Here is a 15630-nt window from a genome sequence, read left to right on the forward strand (position 1 = left end):
AGGGAGCGCCGACCACTCCCGCATCGAGGGAGAGGCCAAAAAATCGGAGCCGCCGCGCAAGCGGCGTCCGCTTAATGGCGGGCGACAGCCCGCATCGACATGCATCGCGAAGCGGCCGATCGCGCGAGGGATCGGCCGCCATGGCAGTGGCGCTCGTGCGTTAAGTCAGCATGTAGCCGACGTCGGAGGCGCCGGTCGGATAGGCGAACATGGTGGAGCGAAGATCGGCCGCGGTGAGGCCGTGGCGGATTGCCAGACCGAAAACGTTGATTACCTCGTCGGCGTTCGGCCCCACGAGATGCGCGCCGAGGATGAGGTCCGTGTCCTCGTCGATCAGCAGCTTATGGCCGTAGACCGGCTCGGCGAGGCGGCGGGCGGTGAACCAGTCTGGCGTCGAGGCTGCGTTGACCCGGAGCGCGACGCCGCCGCGGCGCGCCGCCTCCTCTGACAGTCCGACGGCGGCGATCGGCGGCAGAGTGAAGGCCACGCTCGGCACGCCGCGATAGTCCGGCTGGTGCGTCGGGCCATCCAGGAGGTTGGCGGCAACTACCTTGGCATCGTGGCTGGACACCGGCGTCAGCCGCGGCCCGACTCCGGCAGCGTCGCCGGCGGCATAGACCCGCGGGTTGGAAATGCTCCGCAGATGCGCGTCGAGCTGCAGGCGCCCGTCCTGCACCGCCACCTCGCCGGCGGACAGGTCGAGCGCCTTGAGGTCAGGACCGCGCCCGGCGGCATGAACGACGAGATCGGCGGCGACGCTGAGATCAGGCTCGCCCTGGCGCTCGGCGTGGACCAGCAGACCGCTCCCGCTGCGCTCGACCCGGGTAACGGTGGCACCGGTCTCGACGCGGATGCCGAGCGCCTCGAACCGGGGCGTCAGCCAGCCCACCAGGTCGGGATCGAAGTGCGGCAGGAGCCGCTCGGCCCGCTGTAGGATGGTGACCTCTGCGCCCGCTCGGGCCGCCAGATGCGAGAACTCCGCAGCGACATAGCCGCCGCCGATCAGCACGATCCGGCGCGGCAGGGCCTGAAGCTCCAGGAACGCATCGCTTGTGCTCACCAGATCTTCGCCCGGAATGCCGAGCGGGACTGGACGCGCGCCGCTGGCGATCAGGATATGGCGGGCCCGCAATGTCCGGCCTTCCACCACGATCGTGTCTGGGCCGGCAAAGCGAGCAACACCGTGTAATGCGTCGACACCGAGCTCGGCGTAGCGGTGCGCCTGCTTGGCGGGGATCGGATCGGTGAAGGTCCGCTTGAACGCCATCAGGTCGGGCCAGTCGATCGCCAGCGTGCCGTCGACGCCATGTCTGGCCATGCGCCTTGCCGCGTCGATCGCTTCCTCGCCGCTGACCAGCATCCTCTTGGGATCGCAGCCACGCAGCGCACAGGTGCCGCCGAACGGACGGTGATCGATGACGGCGACGGACCATCCAGCGGCACGGACCCGGCCGACCGCGACCTGCGCTGCCGTGCCACTGCCGATGACGATCAGGTCGTAGGAAGCCATGGTCGCATCTCCATCCGCATCGGCGCAAAAATCGCGCGCCCAACCTCGAGCGCTTCGGCCAGGCACAGACGAATGCCGTCATCGGCTCCGACCGGACCGCTCGCGCACCAGGCCGCCAGATGATCGTCATCGCAGAAGAAGGCCTGCAAGGTGCAGAGCGACGATGCCGCGCAGCCACTGGCATAGCGACGGCCGGACCAGACGACGATCGCGCCCGGCTCAACCTCTTCCAGCTCGCGGCCGCGGCTGGGGGTATGGATGGCGAGCGTGCGCCGGCACTGGCGGCAGGCCGAGCGGATCATGCAGTCCCGCTCCAGCATGGCGCCGATCCCCAACGCGTCGATGGCGCACATGGCGCTCATGGTCACTCCGCTGACTTCGACTTGATGTTCGCTGGGGCCGTCGGTGAACGGATAGGCGCCGGTCACCCGGCCCGCGCCGTCGAGGACCACGAGATCGCGCCCGGCGAGCCGCTGCAGGGCCGAGCCGACCTCGCCGGAGGGGAGTCCCGATGCGGCGGCGATCTGTGCCGGCACCGGCGAGCGACCATCGGCAGCATAGGCTTGAAGCACGGCGCGCCGGACCCGCTCCTCGACGCCGTCCATCCCGCGCCACTTCGAACCGATGAACGCCGCGAACAGTGCCGTCAGGGCTGCGCGGGCGCTGGGTGTTGTGACTGCGCTCCAGTCCGGGACAACGGCACCGCCGGGAAATGTAACCGTCGATCCAAAGGCGGCTTCAGCGGATGATGCGCGCGCCATCGCCCGCCCTCCTCAGCCGCAGCACGCCTTGCCGCCGCTCTCCTGGATCGGCGGACAGGGCACGTCGCCGTAGGAGCAATAGACGCAGCAATCGCCCGGCTTGGGCTTGAGGACCGCGCCGCAACCCCGGCAGTCGTAGAAATACTGGCAGGCATTGGTCGGCATGGTCTCCGTCGCCCGATGACCGCAGTGGGGACAGGTCAGCGTCGAGCGCAGCTCGGGGGTGGCATCAGACATAGCGATAGCCTGCCCAGAGCAGGGCCGCACCGAGCAGCAATCCGATGAGCGTGAGAACACGCATCCAGCGCGGCGTGCATATGCCGCCCGGCCCACAGCGCGCCGCCGTAACTTGCTGGCGCAACAGCAGCGCCGCGCCGGCAAGCAGGCACAATGCGCCAATGAGGAGAAGCGGCGTGCGATACGGCGCGGCGACAATGGCCACGCCGCCGAGCCAAGCTGCGCCGATCCCGGCGGATGCGAAGAGGATCGGCAGCGCACAGCAGGCGGCGACGCCGAACGCCGCAGCGATCCCCGCCAGCGTGAGCGTGGCGGTGCCGATCCCCTTAGGCGGGCTTGGCGTCTGGGTCACGGGCGACTCCTTGTGGCGGGCATTGAGCTGTCCTAACATCTGTAGCGACTACAGACTCAAGAGGTATTTTGGGGATGGCCGCAACCGGCGCGATCCAGATCGGCGAACTCTCACGCCGCACCGGATGCAACATCGAGACGATCCGCTATTACGAGCGGATCGGGCTGCTGCCCGCTCCGCCGCGGCGGGGCCGCTACCGCAGCTATGGCCGGGAGGACGTGGCTCGCCTGGGCTTCGTGCGCCGCGCGAGGGAGCTGGGCTTTACCCTGGACGAGGTACGCGCCTTGCTCGGACTCGCGGTTGGCGGTCAGGCCTCCTGCGCCGAGGTGCGCGAGCTCGCGGCGTCGCACCTGAAGGACGTACGCGCGCGGATCGCGGACCTCAAGCGGATGGAACGGGTTCTGGCCGACTCGGTGCGCGCCTGCGATGCCGGTCGGGATCCGGGCTGTCCGCTGCTCGACACACTTGGCGCCGAAGTGCGGGTCGCGTGAGCATTACGGCTGTCGGGCGTGCATCCAGTCGGCTGCCGCCTGCGCCTTGCTCGCCGCGGTGAAGATCGCCCGAGGCTCGTCCTTGAGCAGTTGCAGCCAGGAGGCGATGTAGGCCGCATGATCGGGTCGCGGTTCGTGCGCGATCCCAAGATCGGCGAGCAGGAACGATGCGGTCAGTTCGGCGGTCGCTTCCTCCATGGCGAGCGCGTGCCTGGTCCACTTGGCGCTGAAATCCCGGTCAAGCCGATGGGCTGCGCCACTGGCATGAGCCGCTTCGTGGAGCAGGATGGCATACCAGTTCTGCCCGGCGCTGGCGGTGTTGGTGGCGAAGAACCGCTCGCGGTCGGGCATGGTGATCGTATCGGTGTAAGGGGTGTAGTGCGCGCTGTCGCCCTCGATGCGGATGGCAGCCCCGGTGGCGGCGATGAAGGCCTCCACATCGGGGATTGGATCAAAAGCCTCGGCTTCGGGCAGCTCGGGCAAGGCGTAGCCCTCGACCTGCGCAATGTTGAACACATGCGAGCCCTGCGCGAAGATCCGGCCCGCGTTCTCGCGCGCTTCGTCTTGGCTGCCCTCGGCCTTGTCCAGGACCTTGTAGAACACGATCGGCGAGGCCTTCTCGCCCTTGCGGACCTGTGCGCCGAGTGACTGCCACTGGCGATAGGTCGCCCAGAGACCGTGCCCGAAGTCCTGCGCCTCGGCGCTGGCCCAGAGCGCGAGGACATTGACCCCGCGATAGGCCTTGCGGGTGACCGCATTGATCGGCCGGGTCAGCGGGGCGCTGCTGCGATGCCAGGGGAGCGTGTAGTTGCCGGTGCCGCGTTCCAGCGCGGCGATGATCTGGTTGGTGATGGTGTCGTAGATGCTGGCGGTTGCGGTGGTGACCATGGTGATAAATCCTTCGTCCTGTCGTTGGGAACGCGGATGAAGGGACGGGCCGGATGGCCGGACGGGTCAGCGCGAAGCGCGGAACAGCCAACACGGGAGGGCAAGAGCCCGAATGGAGCGGGCAGGCTGTTGATCCCGCCCGGCACGGCCTGTCGCGAGAGGGAGCAGTTCATTCCAATGGCAGAGCGAAGGATGCCATGGCCCGGCATTCACGCATCAAACGATCAGCCGAGACCAGCCCCCAGGGATTTCGTTTTCGCGGCTTCCGGCGCACTCACTTCCATGGCGGTCTGCTTCTCGCCCGCGCGCTCGTGAATCGCGCGGATCAGCCGCGCCTTGTCGTCGGTGACGACGATGGTTTCCGACCTGGCGCGCGAGAGCGCGACATAGAGCATCTTCTGATCGACCAGATTGGCGGAGCGGCTGTCGGCGTGGATCAGGACGCGCTCGGCGGTCTGGCCTTGCGCGGCGTGGGCGGTCTGGACATAGGCATGGCGCAGATGGGCATCGCGGGGGTCACTCAGATCGAGCCGCTGCTCGCGGCCATTGGCCAGCGCGATCGTCGCCTGCTGCCTCTTGGGATCGATGGCGGTGACGGTGCCGCGCAGCCCGTTGATGCGCCCGGCCTCGCGGTCGTTGCGGGTGAACTGCACGCGGTCGCCCGCCTGCAACTCCATAGGCTTGGGCTCGAACACCTCGACCTTACCTGCGCCCCACTGGCGCAAGCGCCAGTCGACAGTTGACCCGTCGGCGGACTTGATCGTGATGGCGGCCTTGTCCGGATCGACGCGCTCGACCCGGTAGGCGGTCCCGCGCGTGACGCCCTTGTCGGCATATTCGCGCAAGAAGCGGACAGTATCGCCCGGCGAATAGCTCGCCGGATCGCGGGCTTCGATGCGTGACAGGTTTTTCGCGACCAGGCTATCCATGGTGACGGCTGGGCCGGACAGGGCGCCGGATGACGCAAGCTCCCGGCGGATATCGGTGGTGAGCGCATCGCGCCCATCACGGGATGGCTCGATGACAAGGGTGCGCGCTCGCTCACTGGCATCCAGCGCAGCATAGGCCTTGGCCATGGCCGCAAAGCGCTCACCCTGACTGCCATGGGCAATGATCTTGCCGCCACCGCGCTCCAGCGCGTCCAGCGCTCTGCGCGCATCGCCTTCAATCGACGCCAGCACCGCCTCGCGGGTGGCGGCATTGGTCTGGCGCACCACATTGTCGAGGCGCGCGGTCGCCATGCCGGCGGATTGCAGCTGCGCAAAGGCCGCGCCTGCGCCAACGGAGCCGAGTTGCTTCACGTCGCCGACCAGAACCACGCGCGCCTTGCTGTCAGCGGCAAGGCTAAGCAACGCCGCCATATCGCGGGCCGAGAGCAGTGATGCCTCGTCGACAATCCAAACCCCGCCCGACAGCGAAGCGCTGTTGCGCGCTAGCTGCCGGGCAACGGTCTCGCCGCGCTGGCCCAGCGCATCGCCCAGCGTCTGCGCCGCAGACGCGGTTGGCGCAAGCGCGGTCACCGCAACCCCGCGCGCCTGAGCCTCGCGGGCATAAGTCGCCAGCACGGTGGTGGTCTTGGCGGTCCCGGCATAGCCTTGGAGACCGGTGACACGGTGCGGGCTGGTCAGCAGCGCGCGGGTGGCCGCGCGCTGGCCCTCGTTCCAGGGGTGGTCGGATTTCAGCTCGGCGCGCGCCACGGCGCTGGCCGCCTGTTTGACCGAAAGGATCGGTGCCCCCGTGCCGCGCCCTTCGGCCTCCAGACGCAGCAATTGCCGCTCATGGGCAATATTCTCAGCGGTGGTGAACCCGGCAAACTCCGCGCCGCGCTTGTCGAGAAAGGTGCGTGGCACGAGCGCGCCATCACCTTGCGCCCGCGCAACGGCTGCGCTGATCTGCGCGGCAGTCACGCGGCCCAAACCATAGCGCCCGGCCTCCTTCTCAAGCTCGGCGGCGGCGAAAACCGCCTGGCGCTCGCCAAGAGTGGCGGCGGCAAGGGCAACCGCCTGATGCGCCGCAATCTGACCCTGCGCGGCCAGCGCGCTGCCATGCTCCAAACTGGCCACCACCTCCTTGCTGGCTGCGACCAAAGCCTCCCGTGCATCTTTCCCGAACCCTGCCGCATCCGCCTCCGCGCGCCAATTCGCTACCAGCTCGCCCCGCTCCAGGCTCTGCTTGGCTTCGCGGGTATCGAGCGCGGCGATTTGCTTTTCCTCGGCGGACGCGGTGGCGCGGGTCTGACCGCGCTCGGCAAGCCGCGCTTCGACCTGGGCGGCGCGCTCGCTGAAGGCACGGATCACGGCGGCGGGGACGCCTTTGATCTCGAACAGGGAATCTTTCCCCTGCTCGATGGCGTAGCCAAGTGCGCGCACGCCCACCGCCAGCTCCTGCCGATAGACCGCACCGATGGCCTTCTGCAGCTGGTAGAGGGCGCGCGGCTCCAGACTGCGCCAGTTCCCTTCCGCGTCCTGCGTCATGTTCATGATGACATTATGGGTGTGGAGCTGCGGGTCCTGCGCCCGGCTCGTGTCGTGCCGGAAGCTGGCGATGACGAGATTGTCGGTGGTCTGTCGCTGCTCGACCCCGCCGTCGGCGCGGATACGAGTTGCAGCGGCATGGCGCTCGACATAGGCCAGTGCCGCCTTCACGGCATTGTTATGCGCCACCACCAACCGGCGATCCCCCGCCACCTCGGCCATGATCGAGACCGACTTGGGCGCGCTCATGGTGACGTCCCAACCGGGCCGGTGCTGGAGCTTGCCCTCGCGCATTGTGCCAAGCTGTTGGCCATGTGGTAGCGAGCCATCAAGGATTGCACGGAAGGTCTCGCGGTTGACCTCGCCCGACAGACCCAGCGCCTTGGCACCTTCCCCCTGCCATTCGCTGGGGGAGATGCCCCCATCGGCGTAATAGTCATCCGATTCGAAGTAGTTCGCAGCGGCGGCCGAACTGCTGATCGCGCCGATGGTGGCAACCATCAGACCGGTCCCTTGAGTGTGGTGGCGGGATCATTCTTGGCCGTGCCGGTATCAGCTTTCTTCGGCATCCGGTTCCAGAGCATCCGGCTGATGTGAGCCGGAACAAAGGCCGGATGGCGGGCAGGCCCGCGCGCATCGATGTGCTCGCGGGTCAGCTTGATCTGTCCAACCGGCAAGGCATCCGGCAATTGCAGAAAGCCATGGTGCGGCTCCAGACGCAGGTCGCTTTCGATGACGGCCGGGCGCACCACGCGGGTGCTGCCGACCGACGTGCGCCCGCTATGTGGCCCGGTCTCGAAGCTGTCTGATGCGCTGCGCACTTCGACCTCGACATCGCCGATATTTCGCGATGCCCATTCCCGCGTGTCGCGGTCGATCAGCTGCAGGTACAATTTCGAATTGCAGCAGCCGAGCAGCGCCTCGGCGCTGTCGCGGCCATAGCGGCGATGCATCTGGCCGATGGCCTGAAAGGTCAGCACCACGCTGGCGCCGAACTTGCGGCCCTTGGGAAGCAGCCGGGTGAGATTATCGACGCGGGGCAGGTCCGCCAGCTCGTCGAGGAAGAACCACATGCGCCGCCGGTCGGACGGCGGCAGGCCCAGCATCGCGCTCGCCGCACACTCCAGCCAGCAGGCCAAGAGCGGCTTCATCGCCTCGAAATAGTCTTCCTTGCGGGGGACGAAGAGCCAGGGCTTGGGTCCCTCATGCGCGTCCAACCCGGCGATGAATTGCCGAAACGCAAAGCTGCCGCGATCCCCCGGCTCGCGCCACAGGAACTGCAGCAGGGTCGATGCCTTGGCCAGCATGAACAGCACCGAACCCGTCGCCCGGTCGGCATCATCGGCGAAGGTGCGCGCCGATGATGTGCCCGCCAGCCAGACCTTCATCTCCTCCTTGCCCTTGACCTGAAGCGCATCGAGCAGGTCGGGAAGCGTGGTCCGCCCCTCGGCGCTCAGCACCCGCAGGATATTGGCGACAAGAATGCGAGACGTTTCCAGCCAGACATCGTCATCGCGTTCGCCAGTCTCGGAGACCAGCTGGCGGGCGATACGGTCGGCATCCGCCGGATGGGCAATCTCGGAGAATGGCGACCAGAAGGCTGAGCGTTCGTCGAAGGGATTAAGGATGATGTCGCCGCGCTCGGGCCGGTAGTACTGGGTGATGAACTCGCCCGAGGTATCGTAGACCAGCGCGGGTTCGCCGCGTGCTTCGACTTGGTCGAGCATCTGGCGCATGACGGTGGTCTTGCCTGCCCCTGTGGTGCCGAGCAAAGCGAAGTGACGGCACTCCAGCCAGGCAGGAATCCCGACCGAGGCAATCCGGATCGAGCGATCATTGGTGGCCTTGCGGATCAGCTTGGCCAGCGCGCGCTCGGTCACGATCTGGGTCCCCGAGATGAACCGGTCGCGGGCGGCTTCCTTGCCCTCGCTGCGTATCCAGATGGCAAAGCCGAAACACAGCAGCATCCCGACCAGCGCGCCCAGCGTGCCGCCCAGCACAACCTTCCCGACCAGGTCATCCCAGCACCAAAGCCAGATGCGGTCATTGGCGAGGACGCTGGAGGGCACGCGCGCGGTGCGGTCCATGAACCGGATGGTGACTTCGGGATCGCTGCGCCCGCTGGCAAACCAGCTGACCGCGACGCCCTGCGCGTGCTGATAGGCGCAGGCGAACTGCCCCGGCGCAGGATCATGGCTGGCGAGCAGGAACGCCCCAAACCCACCGCTACCCGCAACGGTCCAGGCATAGGCCCGCCACCGTGCCGCGAGGCCTGCTATACCCTGCTTGAACTTGCCCTGCCCGCGCAGGAGATTGTCGCGGTCGCGGCTCATGACAGCGCCTCCGCTGCCAGAGCGCGCTGGCGGCGATAGGCCGAGTGGGCCGCCTCGCCGATCATGCTGTCGGTGCGGTCGGCATCGCTGTCGCCGCGCAGCGCCGCGCGGCGGGCATAGACATAGGCCGCGCTGGCAGTGAACAGGCTGCGATCGAGCAGTGCCTCGATCGCGCCAAGCCGCGCCTCAAAGCCTGCCATGGCGTCATCGCCAGCGCTGCCACGAGCCGCGTCTGGCGCATCGGCAACCACCCCAAGCCCGGCCTCGATCACCCGCGACAGGGCCTGATAGCGGGTCAGTCCGCGCGCCTCAGCATAGCGTCGGATCAGCACTTCCTGCCCCATCGGGACACGGACGGAGAGCTTGACCCGGTTCATGGCCTCGCCTCCCGGAGCGCGCCATTGGCGCGCTCCCGAAATGGCGCAAATGCGCGAGTTCTAAGCGCGCCGCCGAAAGAGCGCGCGCATCGCCCCCCAAGAAAGTGGCGGAATCCTGCCCCGCGAGGGCGCGTGCGGTGTGATCTAGAATACTTGGCTCGATGCGTAGCATCGCAGCCTTTCTCCGGTTCCTGCTTGAACCCTGCTTTGCTCATTGATCGTCTCCCGTTCTGGAATTCCGGGAGGCGACGAAGTCGCGGATCACTGCGTGATCCGCAGCGTCCACCGCAGCACGATCCTTGAAAGGCTTCTGGGCAATCGAAGGCAGGTACTGCATCGGTCGTCCGCCGATCCAATCGTCCACGATGCCGTCGACGGCTCCGCGCAGGCGCTGGCGCAATTCACGGGCGTCGACGGGGTCGAGCTTGGCCCATTCGAGCTGCCGCTCGATGTATCCGCCAAGGGGGTATTCGCGCTGGTCGATGATCAGCGGCGGACCCTCGAACTGGACGTTGTATCGCACCCCCTTGAACCGGTCGAAGAGCGGGCGCTGGAGATAGAGCCAGTCCTCGATGAAGCCGCGATAGGTCGCGCCATCGGCCCCAGGCCGCTTCATCTTCTGGACAAAATCATCGATCATCGGGCCGACCATTGCAGCCTGAAAATCGGCGGAGGCGACGATCTCGTAAAACAGGTCGCGGCGATAGGTCATGACAATCTCCGAATGGAATGGGGATGAGGCGAGGCGCTGATCACGGCCTCGTCGATGGCCGAGCGGACACGGCCTGCGAGGTTGCTGGCGTGCTCGGCATTGAGCCACAGGCGGGTGGTGCCGACCGTGAGGTAGCCGCCGCAGCAGGTCCCTTGCGGACCACCGACTGGCCAGTTCAGCAATTCGATGGCGACCGCGTGACCCGCAATGCGTTCAAGGCTGGGCGCAAGCTCGGCGATTGCGCGGGGGCGATGCAGAGGCTCGCTGCTCATGACGGCTTGCCTTGAGAGCGTTCGGCACCTTCGCTGGCGCGCTCCAACGACTGCGCAGCCGCAGCAGAAGGAAGGCCAGCGATCCAGCTGCTGATATCACTCTCGCGCCAGCGCAAACCGCGCCGGTTTATTATGCAGGGCGGGGGCAGGGCATTGCGTGCGACCATTTTGTAGATGGTCGAACGCGAGCGGATGTTGAGCGCAGCTTGGAGCTGCCGCATATTGAGGAGAGTAATTGTCGTTTCACGCATGGGAACCTCCGTTGAAGAGGTCCCTCATCATGCATATCGCGAGCTGCCGGTCGCTGCGTTGGTCACCAATTGGCGAGAAAATCTATGCGATGAAGCGTGGCGACAAATTCAGCTCAGCCTGAACGGTGTTGGACAAGGGGCCGATCACCGCCGCGTACCGGCCGCCCTTCAGCTCAAGAAACCAACTGTGCGGCTTCTTGTCATGTTTCTTGCCGTCTTCAGCTGGATCGACTGAGGGGGCTTCGCCAGATATGTTGACCCTGCACAGCTGCCGTTCCTCAAGGTCGTTGATCTCGCCAGCACGCAGAAGGCGTGCGGCTTCCATCTTCAGGATGTTCTCGAACCTCTTGACCACTTTCCCCTCCACCAGGCTTTCCTTGGACGGGGCCTCCACATTACCGGTCACCACGTCGATGATGACCTGCAACGCGATCCTCACCTTCAGCCGCTTGACCCGTTCATCGGGGTAGATGTCGGGCGTTTTGTCGAAAAGGTGCAGCAGCTCCTGTGCGACGGGAGGATGCCAAAGGTAGAAATTGAACCAATCGCCGGTGGGTTCTGGTGTGACGACGATGAAGCGTTGATCCGGGTTCTTGGTGCCAAACAATGTGGCCGCGATCCACGGATCAGAAAGCACATTCTGGCTCACGATGAGGTCGACCGGCCTGTTGCTCACGGGGCTGGCGAGCGCACCCACTCCAGATGTAGCCAGGCGCATGATCGAATGATTGCCTGCGTTCACCTCATGGAGCACGGCATTGATGTTGCTCTGCTGGCGGCATTTCACAGCACGCGGCCAGCCCCACCAGCGAAGGCTGTACTTCCATGTCTTTGGTCGCGCCCCAACAATGATGCACAAAAGCCCTGGCGCTCCGGCGAGGGCGATGGATAACGCTTCGCCAGCAGAAAGCTCGGGAATGCTAGCGACCGTGTAGAGGATAAAGCCGAAGCAAATGGCGGCGACCACCAGCAGGCCAGACGCCTGTCTCTCGACAGACGCGACTACATTCTCGAACTGGGTGGCCGCCGTCCGAATGTCCTTGAGGTTGGTCTGCAGCCCCAATTCGCTGATGCGCCGGGTCACATACTCATCGAAGTCAGTCTCAGCGGATTTGCTGGAACGCGGCTTTCCCATTGAGCATGCTTAGCAATTCGGGACCGCCAGAACAACGTGGGGTAGGGGACACGGTGGCATGAGCGCGCTCCATTAATGCCTCCACGGTCCTTGCTGGCGGTTATCGACCAACATCTGTGGATAGCGTGATGCGAATCACGCCAGCAGAGGGGGTGGAGCCTATATGGAGCCTATAGTGAAACTTAGGCTCCAAAGAGCACAGGCTTGGCCGCCACTGCTCCACTAGCTAGTTGAATTTATTGGGAAAGTTTGGTGGACGCACTAGGGCTCGAACCTAGGACCCGCTGATTAAGAGTCAGCTGCTCTACCAACTGAGCTATGCGTCCATTCCCGTCATCGAAACGGGGGGGATGGTGGAGCCGAGGGGGATCGAACCCCTGACCTCTACAATGCCATTGTAGCGCTCTCCCAGCTGAGCTACGGCCCCACGGTATCCAGCGGAAACGCCCTGGGAGGCGCTCCGTCCGGCAGTTGCCCTGCCGGGAGCCGGGCCTTTAAGTGAGGCCCGCGCGGCTGGCAAGAGCAATTTTCGCCACCGCCGCAATTTTGTGACCGGAGCTTCCGGACCCGCAAAGTGCCGGGCCGGAAGCGCCAGCCGGAACTCAGTTTTCGTCGGCTTCGTCGTCGTGACCGGGCACGCCCAGGTCATCGTCGCCGCCCAGATCGACGTCGTTATCGGGCGAATCGCCGTCCTCGTCGATATCCAGATCCTCGTCGGCCAGATCGACGTCGGCGTCGGCCTCGACCTTCTCCTTCTGGATTTCCTCATAGGGAATCGGCTGCTTGGACTTCAGCACCGGCTCGGGCTGCCAAGCGTACTTGCATTCGACGCAGGTGACCGGGTCCGCGTTGCCCAGGTCGTAGAAGCGGGTGCCGCACTTCGGGCAGGTGTGCTTGGCGCCCCATTCAGGCTTGACCATGAAATGTCCTCGATCTTGCCGGCGGCGGAAAGCCGCAGGCCGGAAACTTGTGCTTGATGGTTACCCGCGCCGTCAAAATCAAGCCACCGGGCACCAATCGGTCGCGCGCCTTGCCATAGCGCGATGGCGCTGTCAAAAGCCCGCGTTCGCAAAGGCCCCCGGCCCCGCCCGATCCGCCCGATACCAAGACCCGCCAGGAAGACCCCGACGTGACCGCTGCCGATCCTGCGCAGATGCGCCCCCGCCGCTTCACCGCCACCGGCCCGCTGCGTGGCCGCATCCGCGTGCCGGGCGACAAGTCGATCAGCCACCGGTCGCTGATGCTGTCCTCGCTGGCGGTGGGCGAAAGCCGCGTGACGGGCCTGCTGGAAGGGGAGGACGTGCTGTCCACCGCCGCCGCGATGCGCGCGATGGGCGCGGACATCGAACGCACGGGCCCCGGTGAATGGCGGATAAACGGCGTGGGCGTTGGGGCGCTGTTGCAACCGGCGCAGGCGCTCGACATGGGCAATTCGGGCACGTCCACGCGGCTGCTGATGGGTCTCGTCGCCAGCCATCCGATCACGGCATGCTTCACCGGCGATGCCAGCCTGTCCAAGCGCCCGATGGGCCGGGTAATCACGCCGCTGTCCGAGATGGGTGCGACGTTCACCGCCTATCCCGGCGGCCGCCTGCCGCTGATGGTGCAGGGCGCGGCGCCGGCGGTGCCGATCGCCTACCGCCTGCCCGTCGCCTCGGCGCAAGTGAAAAGCGCGGTGTTGCTCGCCGGCCTCAACACGCCGGGCACGACGACGGTGATCGAGCCGGTGCCGACGCGTGACCATTCCGAACGCATGCTGCGCGGCTTCGGCGCGGAGCTGACCGTCGAGGTCGACAGCGACGGCGCCCGCGTGATCTGCCTGCGCGGCGAAGCGGACCTGAAGCCGCAGGTGATCGACGTGCCCGGCGATCCTTCGTCCGCCGCGTTCTTCGCGGTGGCGGCGCTGCTGGTGCCGGGGTCCGATCTGGTGATCGAGAATGTCGGGCTCAATCCCACGCGCGCGGCGCTGTTCGACGTGCTGCGCCAGATGGGCGGCAGCATCGAGGAACTGGACCCGCGCGACGTGGGCGGCGAACCGGTGGCCGACCTGCGCGTCCGCCATTCGCCGCTGACCGGCATCGCGGTCGATCCGGCAGTGGTGCCCAGCATGGTGGACGAGTTCCCCGTGCTGTTCGTGGCCGCCGCGCTGGCCAGGGGGCGCACGGTGACAACGGGGCTGGAGGAACTGCGCGTCAAGGAATCGGACCGCATTGCCGCCATGCGCGCGGCGCTGGAGCTGGCCGGCGCAACCGTGCGCGAGACCGAGGACGGGTTGATCATCGACGGCACCGGCGGCGATCCGCTGCGCGGCGGCGGCAATCATCCGGTCGTCACGCACCTCGACCACCGCATCGCCATGGCCATGGCCGTGGCGGGCCTGGCCAGCAAAGCCGGGGTCGAAGTGGATGACACCCGTCCCATCGCCACCAGCTTCCCCGCGTTCGAGGCGCTGCTGGCCGGGGCGATGCAGGCGGCGTGATGGCGGATACCTGCGCATGACGGACACCGGCGCGAACATCGCGGGCTTCGCGGGAATGGCCTGCATCATCTTCGCCTATGCCTATACCACCCGGCAACAGACGCCGAACCCGTTCGTCCAGCACGGCGTGAACCTGGCCGGCGCGGGATTGCTGACGCTGTCGCTGCTGGTGCACATGAACCCGGCATCGTTCGTCCTCGAATTCTTCTGGGCCGCGATCGCCATCTGGGGGCTGGTCAAGGCCTACCGCAACCGGAGAGCGCAACCGTGATCATCGCCGTGGACGGCCCCACCGCATCGGGCAAGGGCACCATCGCCAAGGCGCTGGCCCGGCACTATGGCCTGCCGCATCTCGACACCGGGCTGCTCTATCGCGCGGTGGGCTGGCAAGTGGCGCACACCGGCGGCGATCCGGACAAGGCCGACGACGCGCTGGCGGCCACGGCGTTTCCCGAGGCGCTGCTCGACGAGCCGGAGCTTCGCAGCGAAGCGACCGGCAGCCTTGCCAGCCGCGTGTCGGTCCACCCCGCCGTGCGCGCCGCGCTGCTGGAGCGGCAGCGCGCGTTCGCCCACCAGCCGGGCGGCGCGGTGCTGGACGGGCGCGACATCGCCACGGTGATCGTGCCCGGGGCCGACGCCAAGCTGTTCGTGACGGCCAGCGTGCCGGCGCGGGCGCTGCGGCGGTGGAAGGAAATGCGCGAACGCGGGCAGGACGTGAGCCGCGAGGCGATCGAGGCGGACCTCGCCCGGCGCGACGAGCGCGACAGCACCCGTGCCGAAGCCCCGCTGCGCCAGGCCGAGGGCGCGGCGCTGCTCGATACCTCCGCGATGCCGCCCGAAGTGGCGATTGCCGCCGCGATCGCGCTGGTCGACCGGCAGGTCGCCGGAAATATTTCGCCCCGCTCCTGAAATCCGCGCCGCTTCCGCCGTCCTGCGATTGTGGTTAACGGCGCGGAGGCGAAAATGTGGATCGACCGGGAAGACATTACGCATCTGCACAAGCGCCGCGCGCGGCGCATCGGTTTCGAGCTGCCCGTCCGGGTGAAGCACGGGCTGGTTCGGTCAACGGCCATGCTTAAGGACCTGACAACCCATGGCGCCCGTATCGCGGGCATCGCCGAACTGCACATCGGCGAAGGGCTGACGCTGTTCCTGCCCGATCAGCCCGCGACCACGGCTTTCGTCGTCTGGACCGAACCGATGTCGTCCGGACTCGAATTCGCGTCGCCACTGGGCGAGAATGCTTTTGCCGAACTGGTTGCCGGCTACGCGCTGGGACAGGCCCGCCCCCACATCGCCAGCGGCCTGGAAGCGCTGCGCACGCTGCGGCCCGCCTATTGCTGAGGCGTTCCGCGCGG

The 15630-nt window shown here is 66.7% G+C and carries 18 protein-coding genes and 2 tRNA genes; 5 read left to right on the forward strand and 15 right to left on the reverse strand.

Annotated elements, in window-relative coordinates; translation table 11 throughout:
- Window positions 1-160: 160 nt before the first annotated feature.
- From F1640_RS05955 to F1640_RS05970, 4 genes are read right to left on the reverse strand one after another with little or no spacing between them, the layout of a single operon-like run.
- Window positions 161-1510: an NAD(P)/FAD-dependent oxidoreductase gene (locus F1640_RS05955; protein ID WP_016744716.1), complete on the reverse strand. Its 1350-nt coding sequence runs from the start codon at window positions 1508-1510 to the stop codon at window positions 161-163.
- Window positions 1492-2271 (reverse strand): organomercurial lyase, encoded by a 780-nt coding sequence (merB, locus tag F1640_RS05960; protein ID WP_021224338.1) that lies wholly within the window; start codon window positions 2269-2271, stop codon window positions 1492-1494. The genes F1640_RS05955 and merB overlap by 19 nt, the downstream gene beginning before the upstream one ends.
- A 12-nt stretch (window positions 2272-2283) precedes the next feature.
- A complete protein-coding gene (locus F1640_RS05965; protein ID WP_021224337.1) occupies window positions 2284-2508 on the reverse strand; it encodes a GDCCVxC domain-containing (seleno)protein in 225 nt (74 codons plus the stop codon).
- A complete protein-coding gene (locus tag F1640_RS05970) occupies window positions 2501-2860 on the reverse strand; it encodes a hypothetical protein (protein WP_021224336.1) in 360 nt (119 codons plus the stop codon). The genes F1640_RS05965 and F1640_RS05970 overlap by 8 nt, the downstream gene beginning before the upstream one ends.
- Before the next feature lie 74 nt (window positions 2861-2934).
- Here F1640_RS05970 and F1640_RS05975 point away from each other — a divergent pair, with 74 nt between their 5' ends.
- A complete protein-coding gene (locus F1640_RS05975; RefSeq protein WP_016744720.1) occupies window positions 2935-3351 on the forward strand; it encodes a helix-turn-helix domain-containing protein in 417 nt (138 codons plus the stop codon).
- A 3-nt stretch (window positions 3352-3354) separates the two neighbouring features.
- On the opposite strand, the gene F1640_RS05980 is transcribed toward F1640_RS05975, so the two are convergent.
- From F1640_RS05980 to F1640_RS06030, 11 genes are all read right to left on the reverse strand, one after another.
- The gene (locus tag F1640_RS05980; protein WP_194918247.1) at window positions 3355-4239 is read right to left on the reverse strand and encodes an ArdC family protein; all 885 of its coding nucleotides are present in this window, start codon (window positions 4237-4239) and stop codon (window positions 3355-3357) included.
- Between the two features lie 224 nt (window positions 4240-4463).
- Window positions 4464-7214, reverse strand: a complete 2751-nt coding sequence (gene mobF / locus F1640_RS05985; protein ID WP_194918248.1) for a MobF family relaxase — start codon at window positions 7212-7214, stop codon at window positions 4464-4466.
- A complete protein-coding gene (locus F1640_RS05990) occupies window positions 7214-9046 on the reverse strand; it encodes a type IV secretion system DNA-binding domain-containing protein (RefSeq protein ID WP_194918250.1) in 1833 nt (610 codons plus the stop codon). Before F1640_RS05990 ends, mobF begins: the two co-directional genes overlap by 1 nt.
- Complete coding sequence (locus F1640_RS05995; RefSeq protein ID WP_194918252.1) at window positions 9043-9423, reverse strand: hypothetical protein; 381 nt, start codon at window positions 9421-9423, stop codon at window positions 9043-9045. Before F1640_RS05995 ends, F1640_RS05990 begins: the two co-directional genes overlap by 4 nt.
- A 211-nt stretch (window positions 9424-9634) precedes the next feature.
- On the reverse strand, window positions 9635-10135 hold the full coding sequence (locus F1640_RS06000) for a hypothetical protein (RefSeq protein WP_194918254.1): 501 nt from the start codon (window positions 10133-10135) through the stop codon (window positions 9635-9637).
- The gene (locus F1640_RS06005; protein ID WP_194918256.1) at window positions 10132-10407 is read right to left on the reverse strand and encodes a hypothetical protein; all 276 of its coding nucleotides are present in this window, start codon (window positions 10405-10407) and stop codon (window positions 10132-10134) included. Before F1640_RS06005 ends, F1640_RS06000 begins: the two co-directional genes overlap by 4 nt.
- Window positions 10404-10658 (reverse strand): AlpA family transcriptional regulator, encoded by a 255-nt coding sequence (locus F1640_RS06010; RefSeq protein ID WP_194918257.1) that lies wholly within the window; start codon window positions 10656-10658, stop codon window positions 10404-10406. The genes F1640_RS06005 and F1640_RS06010 overlap by 4 nt, the downstream gene beginning before the upstream one ends.
- An 82-nt stretch (window positions 10659-10740) precedes the next feature.
- Entirely contained in the window at window positions 10741-11793 is a 1053-nt protein-coding gene (locus tag F1640_RS06015; protein ID WP_194918259.1) for a hypothetical protein, read from the reverse strand.
- Window positions 11794-12043: 250 nt separating this feature from the next.
- Window positions 12044-12119 (reverse strand) — tRNA-Lys (locus tag F1640_RS06020).
- A gap of 25 nt (window positions 12120-12144) precedes the next feature.
- Window positions 12145-12220, reverse strand: a tRNA-Ala gene (locus F1640_RS06025).
- Window positions 12221-12395: 175 nt separating this feature from the next.
- A complete protein-coding gene (locus F1640_RS06030) occupies window positions 12396-12713 on the reverse strand; it encodes an FYDLN acid domain-containing protein (protein ID WP_124809047.1) in 318 nt (105 codons plus the stop codon).
- Between the two features lie 233 nt (window positions 12714-12946).
- On the opposite strand from F1640_RS06030, the gene aroA reads away from it, so the two are divergent.
- The 4 genes from aroA to F1640_RS06050 are packed head-to-tail and all read left to right on the forward strand — an operon-like array spanning window position 12947 to window position 15616.
- On the forward strand, window positions 12947-14272 hold the full coding sequence (gene aroA, locus F1640_RS06035; RefSeq protein ID WP_194921187.1) for a 3-phosphoshikimate 1-carboxyvinyltransferase: 1326 nt from the start codon (window positions 12947-12949) through the stop codon (window positions 14270-14272).
- A 16-nt stretch (window positions 14273-14288) separates the two neighbouring features.
- Window positions 14289-14543 (forward strand): permease, encoded by a 255-nt coding sequence (locus tag F1640_RS06040; RefSeq protein WP_125957071.1) that lies wholly within the window; start codon window positions 14289-14291, stop codon window positions 14541-14543.
- Complete coding sequence (locus F1640_RS06045; RefSeq protein ID WP_194918261.1) at window positions 14540-15181, forward strand: d(CMP) kinase; 642 nt, start codon at window positions 14540-14542, stop codon at window positions 15179-15181. The genes F1640_RS06040 and F1640_RS06045 overlap by 4 nt, the downstream gene beginning before the upstream one ends.
- Before the next feature lie 54 nt (window positions 15182-15235).
- Window positions 15236-15616, forward strand: a complete 381-nt coding sequence (locus F1640_RS06050; protein WP_194918263.1) for a PilZ domain-containing protein — start codon at window positions 15236-15238, stop codon at window positions 15614-15616.
- Window positions 15617-15630: the final 14 nt, after the last annotated feature.

Origin of the sequence: Novosphingobium sp. NBM11, assembly GCF_015390225.1 — a bacterium.
GTDB lineage: Bacteria > Pseudomonadota > Alphaproteobacteria > Sphingomonadales > Sphingomonadaceae > Novosphingobium.

Coding starts and splice junctions, on each gene's coding strand:
- F1640_RS05955 (WP_016744716.1), bottom strand. CDS start 1,510: ATGGCTTCCTACGACCTGATCGTCATCGGCAGTGGCACGGCAGCGCAG.
- merB (WP_021224338.1), bottom strand. CDS start 2,271: ATGGCGCGCGCATCATCCGCTGAAGCCGCCTTTGGATCGACGGTTACA.
- F1640_RS05965 (WP_021224337.1), bottom strand. CDS start 2,508: ATGTCTGATGCCACCCCCGAGCTGCGCTCGACGCTGACCTGTCCCCAC.
- F1640_RS05975 (WP_016744720.1), top strand. CDS start 2,935: ATGGCCGCAACCGGCGCGATCCAGATCGGCGAACTCTCACGCCGCACC.
- F1640_RS05980 (WP_194918247.1), bottom strand. CDS start 4,239: ATGGTCACCACCGCAACCGCCAGCATCTACGACACCATCACCAACCAG.
- mobF (WP_194918248.1), bottom strand. CDS start 7,214: ATGGTTGCCACCATCGGCGCGATCAGCAGTTCGGCCGCCGCTGCGAAC.
- F1640_RS05990 (WP_194918250.1), bottom strand. CDS start 9,046: ATGAGCCGCGACCGCGACAATCTCCTGCGCGGGCAGGGCAAGTTCAAG.
- F1640_RS05995 (WP_194918252.1), bottom strand. CDS start 9,423: ATGAACCGGGTCAAGCTCTCCGTCCGTGTCCCGATGGGGCAGGAAGTG.
- F1640_RS06000 (WP_194918254.1), bottom strand. CDS start 10,135: ATGACCTATCGCCGCGACCTGTTTTACGAGATCGTCGCCTCCGCCGAT.
- F1640_RS06005 (WP_194918256.1), bottom strand. CDS start 10,407: ATGAGCAGCGAGCCTCTGCATCGCCCCCGCGCAATCGCCGAGCTTGCG.
- F1640_RS06010 (WP_194918257.1), bottom strand. CDS start 10,658: ATGCGTGAAACGACAATTACTCTCCTCAATATGCGGCAGCTCCAAGCT.
- F1640_RS06015 (WP_194918259.1), bottom strand. CDS start 11,793: ATGGGAAAGCCGCGTTCCAGCAAATCCGCTGAGACTGACTTCGATGAG.
- F1640_RS06030 (WP_124809047.1), bottom strand. CDS start 12,713: ATGGTCAAGCCTGAATGGGGCGCCAAGCACACCTGCCCGAAGTGCGGC.
- aroA (WP_194921187.1), top strand. CDS start 12,947: ATGCGCCCCCGCCGCTTCACCGCCACCGGCCCGCTGCGTGGCCGCATC.
- F1640_RS06040 (WP_125957071.1), top strand. CDS start 14,289: ATGACGGACACCGGCGCGAACATCGCGGGCTTCGCGGGAATGGCCTGC.
- F1640_RS06050 (WP_194918263.1), top strand. CDS start 15,236: ATGTGGATCGACCGGGAAGACATTACGCATCTGCACAAGCGCCGCGCG.